The organism is Verrucomicrobiota bacterium (assembly GCA_037139415.1).
Lineage (GTDB): Bacteria > Verrucomicrobiota > Verrucomicrobiia > Limisphaerales > Fontisphaeraceae > JBAXGN01.
The window spans coordinates 24,502-33,356 of record JBAXGN010000078.1; the positions used below are offsets into that span (position 1 = coordinate 24,502).

An 8,855-nucleotide genomic window follows, 5' to 3' on the forward strand; every position below is an offset into this window, starting at 1 on the left:
AAATATCAGTCAGTGTACCTTGCCCACCACCAACACGTGCCCGATATAAAAGGATAATCCCTGGGGCAAGGTTTTGATGCGCAGTACCGCCGTGTGCTCGCCTGGAGCCTGTTCGGGCAGGTAGAAGAAACGCGCGTACCGGTGGATTTTTTCGGTCTGCGTCCGCTTGATGACCACGGGGGCGGCATTATCAATGACCACCTCCACGTCCATCTCGTTCCCTTGGGGAATATCGCTGAAGCCGATCGTCGTACCGTTCCATTTCACAGTGATGGTTTCACCGGCGCGTTCGCACTTCACCCCGCCGCGCAACATCGCGTGCGTGCGGCCAAAGTCATCACGATACACCGCGTCCTTGCCGATGTCGATGGGCGTCCAGCCCGTGCTCAGAGTGGCCTTGGCAACGGGCAGCAAAGCGGCCGTCTCCCAGCAGCGCGCTTCCAACGGCGCGGGCAGGTTGTGCGCCTGGGCCTTGTCCACCGCCTTCATGCTGAGCATGGAGCGCGCGATCACGTCGCGATAGACGTCGTGGCCGGCATCGCCGGGGTGAACGCCGTCGCTGGAGAAGACCAGCTTGCCTTCCACCGGCGCGTTCGTCTTGAAAATGAGTGTGCCCGCCTTTTCCCGCTTGGCGATCTCCACGCCCAAATCAATCGAGGGGATGCCGTAGGTATTGGCCACGGTTTCCATGATCGGGCCAAACCAAGGCGTTTTGCCCGCCTGCAGGGATTTGAGCATCCCTTGGGAAATGGTATAGACGAGGCAAATATCCGTGCGCGGATCGTGTTTCCAGATTTGCCGGACGATACCTTCCACGGATTTGGCCTCATAGCCGCCACCGCCATTCACCCGGTGCTCCATGAACACCAGGTCGGGATTTTTCACGAGCACATCGCCGGCGATCCGGCAGGCGCCGTAATCCGAACCGGTGCCCGAGATGGCGGCGTTGATCTCGATGATTTCCGCCTTGGGGAATTGGGCCTTGAACCACGCCACGGTCTTGGGTCGCCAGCCGTTGGCGGCGGTGATGCTGCCGCCCAGGTAGGCAATGCGCACCGGGCCACCCGCCTCCAGCTTGGCAAAGAAATTGGGCAACCCTTCCCGCACACGAAACTCCTCAGCCACGTTTGGATCATACGTCTTCTGGCCGTGGCAGGTCACAGCAGCGAGACCGATTGCCGCCAGCGCCCAAAAGAATCGAAGTGTTGTGTGTGTTTTCATAGTTATAAATGTAAAACCTGACGCACCAGCGTTTCATCCAAAACAATGCTCGTCCGTTTCATTGAATACACATTGATACTATGTTTTAGGTGTATGCGAGAAAAATTTCTTCATAAAAAGCGAAAGCCGGGGCAGACCCGCTGACTGATAACTGATAACTTACCACATGCCCCACTCGAAATTCCCTCCCGGCGGCAACCGCCTCTTCAAATTCCCTGCTACGCTCGCCCTCATGAACGACATGAATATTGTCCTTGTCCGCCCGCCAATGACGCGAAGCCTCGCGAATCATCTTCGATTAGATTCGCGTGCGGCAACGTCTGACATGCTGGCTTCTAACTCCAAGCTCCTATCTTCTTGGATCAATTTTTTTGCGAGCCAATCGTTTTGCCATGTTCTGGTTCCGGATGTTTCTGCCCCGAAATTTTTCTGCAAAAGTTGGCTTCGGCCTTCGGATTTATACGTTTGTGTGATAAAATCGTTTTTGACACAAAAACATCCCAATTTCCAAAACTGCACCACCCTCCTCGGCGTAGCCGCCGACGTGAGTCGGCGCAAAATAAACAACCTGCTATCTTGCAATTACTTATGCGCCAAGTCTCCCATAAAACTGCACCGCAAAAATTCAAAAATCGGTACAGAAACGGTCCAGTTTTGGTCCAGTTTCCCTGCTTCGCAACACCTCGATAAGGTGCTGCCAACCTCGCTGCCTAAACTCTCCCATCAGCGGCCTCAAATGAACACAAAACTACAGTCGAGTTTTGACACGATAACATTCCTATTAACCTGGCATGTCCGGCCTCATATCCATCCAGTGGTATATTCATAAGTAATTTATTAGTATATATTTATACAACTACGACAGATTGTATTCAAACAGGCGTTCATCTCATCAAACACACAAAAACAAAGTTGGTATTGACATAATAACATAGCTGCCATACACTCAAAAACATAGTCAATGAATGATTCGTTACCAACCAGATTGGCAGATGCCTTGGAGCGCGCCCGAACGCTCGCTCGCAAGCAAGTGCTGAAGTCTGCCCAGATCAGGCGTGCTGACCGAGAACTCCTGACGCAACGCGGCTATCTCCGGGAAATCGTCAAGGGGTGGTATCTGCTGAGCCGTCCGATGGACAAAGACGGAGAAAGCACGGCTTGGTATGGTGCGTTTTGGGACTTCCTTTCCGTGTATCTCGAAGACCGTTTCGGCGCCGATTACTGTCTCTCGGCAACCTCCTCAATCGCCGTTCATACTGGGGCCAACATCATTCCACGCCAGGTGATCGCCCTCACTGCCCGCGGTGGCACAATGCAACTCTCCTTGCCCCATAACACCTCCGTGCTCGTCTATCAGGATTCCAAAAATCTTCCCCGCACCACGGAGGTCGTTCAGGGAGTTCGGACGATGCCGCTCGCCGCCGCGCTGTGCCGCATGCCCCCCGTGTTTTTCCAAAGCCAGCCGCTGGATGCTGAAATCGCCCTGCGCGGGGTCAAATCAACGGACGGTCTTATCAGGGCAATTCTCGAAACCGAATCCCCCGCAGTGGCGGCAAGATTTATCGGGGCATACCAGTTCCTGGGTGACCTTGAACGCGCCAGCGAAATCACCAGCGTGCTCCAGGCTGCCGGGATGGTGGTCCAACCCGAAAACCTTTTTGCCAACCCCGCTCCCATCATCACCAGCCCCAAGCGCTTGCCGTCCCCTTATGCCGCCCGGATCGAGGCCTTGTTCTCCACCCTCCGGCAGCCTGTCCTCGAGGTCTTCAAAGACCTGCCCCCCCGTCCGGTGGCGCAACCGGAGTCTTATCTCGAACAGCTCGAGACGGTTTACGAACACGATGCGTACAACTCCCTTTCCATCGAGGGCTACCGCGTCACCCCAGAGTTGATTGAAACAATTCGCGCTGGCGTATGGAACCCCGAAGGCAATCCCCAAGACCGCCAGCAGGTTGAGGCCATGGCGGCCAAGGGTTATCAGGAGGCATTCCGCCGGGTAAAACTGGGTGTGACCAGCGTCCTGCAAGGACGGCCGGCTGGCTCGATATTTCGGCAGGATTATCAGGATTGGTATCGCGGTCTCTTTAGCGCATCCGTGCAAGCCGGACTGCTGGAATCCCATCACCTCGCTGGTCACCGCAACGCCCCGGTGTATATTCGCTCATCGCGCCATGTGCCGCCGCCCGCCGAAGCGGTTAACGATGCGATGACCACCCTCCTCGACCTGCTGGCGAAAGAAGAGTCCCCCATCATTCGCGCCGTGCTCGGTCACTGGCTCTTTGGCTTCATCCACCCTTTCATGGACGGCAACGGCCGGATGGCGCGCTTCCTCATGAACCTCATGATGGCTTCCGGCGGATATCCATGGACCATCGTGCGCACCGCCCGCAGGAAAGAATATCTCGATGCGCTTGAAGCGGCCTCCGCAGAGCAGAACATTCTGCCCTTCGCCCAATTTATCCGCCAGGAAATGAGCGTGGACTGGAGCAAAGTGCCCACTTTTACCGCAGCGCGACCAGTGAAAACATGAACGTCCAAGCTCACCGACCACCGTCATTCCGAGCCTTTTGTAATACCTGATGACTCGCTGGGCGGCGGTTCAGTGGAGCGGACGGTTGAGTAGTCGGGAACACATGGAAGCAAACATTCGATGCCTGAATCTCCTCCAGTCGAGTTTTCAAAGTATCTGTAATGAGCACGGTGCCTTTATCCGCGAGCCGAAAAATTGGGGCACCATCCCAAATAGATTCAAGGATACTGGCAGTCAGGTTTGTCCATGCCTCCTGCTGTTTACGATAGTGCTCGCGGCTCGGCGAATGCTCTGACTTCCAATCGGGCGGCAGTTCAGTGCCGCAGGTAGAGCACAGAAAGGTCGGCGCTGCTCCCGGCGGATAACCAGATTGGGCATTGATGATCATGTGGTAGTAGGGGCCAACCCCAGACGCCTTGCCCGCTGGATAATGTTGCATCATGTCTTCGGGTTCCCCACTCTTCGGCAAACGCGGCGCAGTTTTTGCGGCTCGCTTGCCAACCTTGCGCAGGTTGACCGGACAAAAGACAACGCTATCTTTGCACAGAGTACCTACCAGATCCACCACCCGTTCGTTGACTAGGATGGCGCTTAACCCACTCCACAAGTCGCTCCACAGGAAATCCATTACGGGTACGGCAGGGACATCCAGAAAACCGGGTTGTAAACAGGCGCCGGGGCGCAGTTTTAGTTTGGAAAATTCGGCGTGGTGCATTTCAGCAGAAATGGTTTTCTCTAACTTTCGGAACTCCTTCAGCGGAACTTCGGCCTCTGAATCAGTGAGTAACGGGTGCTCGCGCATGGAAGCAGGGCATTCAAAAGGAAGCACAGTGTTCCACTCAGAGAGCTTTTCCTCACATGCTTCACAGATGGCGGTTGGCAATCGGTAAGGATGATGCAACTTGCCGCTGACCTTGACATGCTCGTAGTCGCTGCCCCACGGCTCTTTAAGTTCCCAGAATTTCATAAGCGCGGTTTTATCTAATGTTCGTGCTGAGGCGCGGCGGGCCATGGGGGGTCCAGCATGGGACCGAGACGGCATCCCGCCGTCGACCCTGGCACGTTGGTTAGGCGTTCTTGAGGCTCTCAATTTCATGTCGTGTCTGTGAGTCCAACTCGTGAGCCAACACCGCATCAGCACACTGGACAATCTTCTTCCGAAACTCTTGATCTTCGCGGAACTGGCGCGAACGCAACGCGGCCAGAACTAAATCACCGTCGAAAAGATCGCTAGACGTCGGCTCCGCTTCCAGCAATTCTAACACGCGCTGCTTCAGGAAATCGGCTCCGATATCTTCATTGAAGGCCACGCGAAGGTCATTCGGCGTGAGTTCATCCAGAGGCTTTTTTCGTAGAGCGTGTGCGGTGAGCACGAGTCCGGACTGCCACTCCGGCTCAGGCCAGACTTTACCTTCGAGGCTTTCGATGGTCGGCTTCAAGTGATTTTCGCTTAACAGTATTATTGAACGAACTTTTCGTTCGTTGTTTTCGGTGGCCAGTATTTCATCATGATGCTGACAATCACCAGAAAGGTGCCTCCGGTCAATCGCAAAAAGCCATTGCCGGCGAAGTTGCCGTGATTTTATTGTTAGGCGGCGCGGTCATGGGGAGGCGGGGGGGAAGGTTACAGCCGGTTTCGTTTCCAGATCCAGCACCTTCGTTGGATCACCTGGAAATGGCCCGAAGAACGTCATCGTGCTTGAGCCCAACGGATCGGATTGGATGTAGAAGCATTTTTTCTTTGAGGCATGGTAAACGACTCCGTCAAGACCGCTGTAAACAACCTTCACATCCTTCCGAATCTCGAAAGAGCGTGAGCCTTTCGGGAGTTCTTCCCACAGATCGGGCAGTTGCTCGGCGTTCGTTGTTCGGGACGCCGTTGCCAGCTCTATGCCGTGGAAGTTCTGCGTAAACGCGGACGCGGCTGGCGTTCGCGGGGTCCGGACACAACCTGCCAATAGGAGGATGGCCCCGAAGAGCATGAGACTATATTTAATAAAAACATTCATACGCGAACACCGCCTAACGTGCCTGCTCAACGACGCCGAGGCTAGCGCCTCGGATTGTCAACTGAGGCGCGATCCCGACATTCCGTGCAGCCGGTTTGTTATGCGCACTGTCCGGGCGACGTGGACCATCCCGACGGATGAGCCGAATCGCAAGAATAACTGCCAGCGTCGCTGCAATCGTGAGCACCAAGCCGTGCGGCACAATCAGGACGCGATAGTGATCCCGTGAGTGTGTGCTCAGCTCCACCTTCCGATTCATCCAGGCAAAGCCGAGAGTTGTCGGATAGGTCGTGGGGGAGGCCTCGGGAGCAAAGCCTTGTGCGGGGGCATCTTCCCCGCAAAACCACCCTGACCATTCCGCCGTCTCACGCGGCGTTCCTAGCGGCAAGTCGTTTGGATAACAAGAGTCAGATCGTTCTGATCCCAGCATGAAGCGACCTGGTACCGACCCGATCCAATACGAGTACCCAAAATCACCCTCGGCGTTCGATTCGCGAAACGACGTCGTGTACCCCCAGCCGCAGCAAAACCCGCGGCGGTTGAGCGCGAAAAGCGCCGATACCACTGCAACCAAGATAACGGCCCCGGCCAGCACTGCCCAACGAACTCGATATTTTTGGTTCACTTCCATCGGTGGCGAACCGCCTGAGCGGCCTAACAGCAATATTGAACGAACTTTTCGTTCGTTGTTTTCGGTTGCCGGTTTTTCATCATGGTGCTGACAGTCACCAGAAAAGTGCCTCCGGTCAATCGCAAAAAGCCATTGCCGACGCGGCGCGGCGCTTAACCCGGCACCGCTTTTTTTGACATGCCGGCGAAGTTGCCTTTATGCAGGCAGACATAAGTTTGCTAAAGAGGGCACCAACTTCCGCCACAGAAATGGCTTTCCTACCATTCGGAAGCGACACCTAGAACGATGGGGAAGTGCCTTTTGCAGCGCCCCCGCCCCCGAGCCTTGAAGGAGCGGCGGTTAGTCAAGGGTGACCTAACGACCCAAGCTCAGCGACAGCCGCCGAGAAGTGAGGTGGCTCGTGAAACGCGCTTCCAAGTTGCAGCGCAAGCCTGAGCGGAAAAGCGGGGCGGCTGTTCGCTGTAGCGCATGGTTAGGTGTCATGGTCAAATCATCCAAAAAAATCCTTGTCCAAGCGAACATTGCAAGCGTCATGGTCAATCGGGTCATTGGGGTCTGGCGGAAGCTTGGACAATTCCATGCTCTTGATGTCCTCGGAAGTAAATGCGCCGGACGTTCGTCGCGGCAGCATGGCCTCCGCTTCAATCAACCGCTGCTTCTTGCGAAAAAGGAAAAGCCGATATGAACCAAGAATGCAAAGAATGCCTAGAAGAAATAAGGCTAGGGATATGGGCAGGAGTGCTCTACTTGGTGGTGCGAGACGAAATAGGAACTCAATCACCCCTTCTCGCGTTCGCGGTATGTGGAGCAATATCCATGTGCCTAGTGTGGGCGCGACAACAAAATATCCAAGTCCTTTGGCAACTCCCAATCCGAATTGTTCGGCATATTTTTTCACGGCGTGCGCGAATGACACCTAACAGTAATATTGAACAAACATTTCGTCCGTTGTTTTCGGTTGCCGATTTTTCATCATGGTGCTGACAATCACCAGAAAGGTGCCTCCGGTCAATCGCAAAAAGCCATAGCCGGCGCTTGTTGGCCGATCGTCACCGCGATGGCACCGCATCGTTTTGATTCACTTGCTTGATTCCACCATCGCCAAACTGAACGGAAATTAGTCGCCTGGTCGGTATAACTTGTGGTCCCAAGTCTTTCCGATTCGGTCGCGTAATTATTAGGAAGTCGCGCGTCAACTGGCCGTATGCGTCCACATTCCAGCTCCCGTTCTTTCCCGGTACCGCGCCCACATCGTTGATGCGCGTGAAACCCTCAGTTCCTCCGCCTTCCTTCTGAAACTCCACGTAGAAGATTGTTCCCTCCGCAATCGTTTCGGCCGTGGTGCTCCGTGGCGAACAACCGATCAGGCACATAATGCCTATTACGAGGACGCCTGCGAATATGGTCATTTGTTTCATTGCGCTTCCTTTCTATGGCCAACCTCTGACTCTCATGATTGGCCAACAGTATTATTTCCACTACCCAGGTTTTCAAAGTCCCACCCATACTACTTCGCGGCCGGCACGCGTTCCCACGCCTTCACCCAATCCACCTCGAAGATATTTTTGGAGGCCTGCTTGGATCCATAGCCTTCCTTGGGGCGCTCGCCGTTCCACGACTTGATGGTGGATTCGCTGGTGAATAAAAGAAACTCGGGCACCTTGGAGCCCGGACACTTTTCATCGGTGGCCACCACCTTGCCATCCAGGGTGAACCGGTAGCCGGTCTCATCCCATTCCACGCCGTACTCATGCCACTGATCGCCCACCACCGCCGGGAATTTGCGGTTGGTGGATTTGTGGGTGGGCGCTTTGTAGCTGCCCCAGTGCAGCGCATATTGGTAGCTGCCGTTCATGAGCCCCGTGGTTTCCATGATGTCAATCTCCACCCCGTCCTCCGCTGCCTTGGCGGGATCGCCCGACTTTCCGTAAGTCGGCGACTGCGCCCAGAAGGCGACCTGGGTGCCCGGCTGGACGGAAAACCGGCAGCGGGCCACCGCCTTGCCCTGCGTCACATGGAATTTCTTGCGCGTGGTGACAAATCCGCAATACGTCACGCCCTTCTCATCGGTGAACGTGGTGATCACCAGTTTCCCGTCTTTGAGGTCAACGGACTGCGGCGAGTTCGTCGCATCGCGCCGTTTGCCGGTTTCAACGTTCCAGATTTTCGGGTTCAGTTCCGGGCCGTCAAAATTCTCTTCGAGCGTCAGTTTCCAGGCCGGTTCGGCGGCGGAGAGCGCTGCCAGCGGCAGCAGCAACAGCGCGGTGAAGAGTGGGGCTGCGAGTTTGTTCATATTCATTTTAGTGATTCAAGATTCTTCATGAACACAATAGCCAGCCCGAGATGCGTTGGAAAGATCAATCCTTGTCCACCACACATCCATGATTGGTTTGACCATAGAATGTGCTGCCGGTCGAGTAGGACTGAGGCGCACGCAACCTTGCGGTCCATGTTTCCTCAGTCC

The 8,855-nt window shown here is 55.2% G+C and carries 8 protein-coding genes; 1 reads left to right on the forward strand and 7 read right to left on the reverse strand.

From position 1 onward, the window contains the following. Nucleotides 1-9: 9 nt before the first annotated feature. Nucleotides 10-1,221 carry a GDSL-type esterase/lipase family protein gene (locus WCO56_14885; protein MEI7730857.1) on the reverse strand — a complete coding sequence of 404 codons (1,212 nt, stop codon included), beginning with the start codon at nt 1,219-1,221 and terminating at the stop codon, nt 10-12. Between the two features lie 961 nt (nt 1,222-2,182). On the opposite strand from WCO56_14885, the gene WCO56_14890 reads away from it, so the two are divergent. Continuing rightward, nucleotides 2,183-3,751, forward strand: coding sequence for a Fic family protein (locus WCO56_14890; protein MEI7730858.1), 1,569 nt, complete (start codon nt 2,183-2,185; stop codon nt 3,749-3,751). Nucleotides 3,752-3,761: 10 nt separating this feature from the next. Here WCO56_14890 and WCO56_14895 read toward each other — a convergent pair whose 3' ends face one another. The 6 genes from WCO56_14895 to WCO56_14920 all read right to left on the reverse strand — a co-directional run bounded on the left by WCO56_14895 (nt 3,762) and on the right by WCO56_14920 (nt 8,684). Then, nucleotides 3,762-4,718, reverse strand: a complete 957-nt coding sequence (locus WCO56_14895; GenBank protein ID MEI7730859.1) for a hypothetical protein — start codon at nt 4,716-4,718, stop codon at nt 3,762-3,764. Between the two features lie 100 nt (nt 4,719-4,818). Continuing rightward, the gene (locus WCO56_14900) at nt 4,819-5,190 is read right to left on the reverse strand and encodes a contact-dependent growth inhibition system immunity protein (protein MEI7730860.1); all 372 of its coding nucleotides are present in this window, start codon (nt 5,188-5,190) and stop codon (nt 4,819-4,821) included. 162 nt (nt 5,191-5,352) lie between these two features. Continuing rightward, on the reverse strand, nt 5,353-5,760 hold the full coding sequence (locus tag WCO56_14905) for a hypothetical protein (GenBank protein ID MEI7730861.1): 408 nt from the start codon (nt 5,758-5,760) through the stop codon (nt 5,353-5,355). A 13-nt stretch (nt 5,761-5,773) separates the two neighbouring features. Next, nucleotides 5,774-6,148, reverse strand: coding sequence for a hypothetical protein (locus tag WCO56_14910; protein MEI7730862.1), 375 nt, complete (start codon nt 6,146-6,148; stop codon nt 5,774-5,776). Nucleotides 6,149-6,881: 733 nt separating this feature from the next. Further along, on the reverse strand, nt 6,882-7,289 hold the full coding sequence (locus WCO56_14915) for a hypothetical protein (GenBank protein MEI7730863.1): 408 nt from the start codon (nt 7,287-7,289) through the stop codon (nt 6,882-6,884). A 609-nt stretch (nt 7,290-7,898) separates the two neighbouring features. Next, entirely contained in the window at nt 7,899-8,684 is a 786-nt protein-coding gene (locus WCO56_14920) for a glycoside hydrolase family 16 protein (protein MEI7730864.1), read from the reverse strand. Between the last annotated feature and the right edge of the window lie 171 nt (nt 8,685-8,855).

Excerpts from the sequence above, each read along its gene's own strand:
- WCO56_14890 (MEI7730858.1), top strand. The coding sequence starts at position 2,183 with ATGAATGATTCGTTACCAACCAGATTGGCAGATGCCTTGGAGCGCGCC.
- WCO56_14895 (MEI7730859.1), bottom strand. The coding sequence starts at position 4,718 with ATGAAATTCTGGGAACTTAAAGAGCCGTGGGGCAGCGACTACGAGCAT.
- WCO56_14885 (MEI7730857.1), bottom strand. The coding sequence starts at position 1,221 with ATGAAAACACACACAACACTTCGATTCTTTTGGGCGCTGGCGGCAATC.
- WCO56_14920 (MEI7730864.1), bottom strand. The coding sequence starts at position 8,684 with ATGAACAAACTCGCAGCCCCACTCTTCACCGCGCTGTTGCTGCTGCCG.
- WCO56_14905 (MEI7730861.1), bottom strand. The coding sequence starts at position 5,760 with ATGAATGTTTTTATTAAATATAGTCTCATGCTCTTCGGGGCCATCCTC.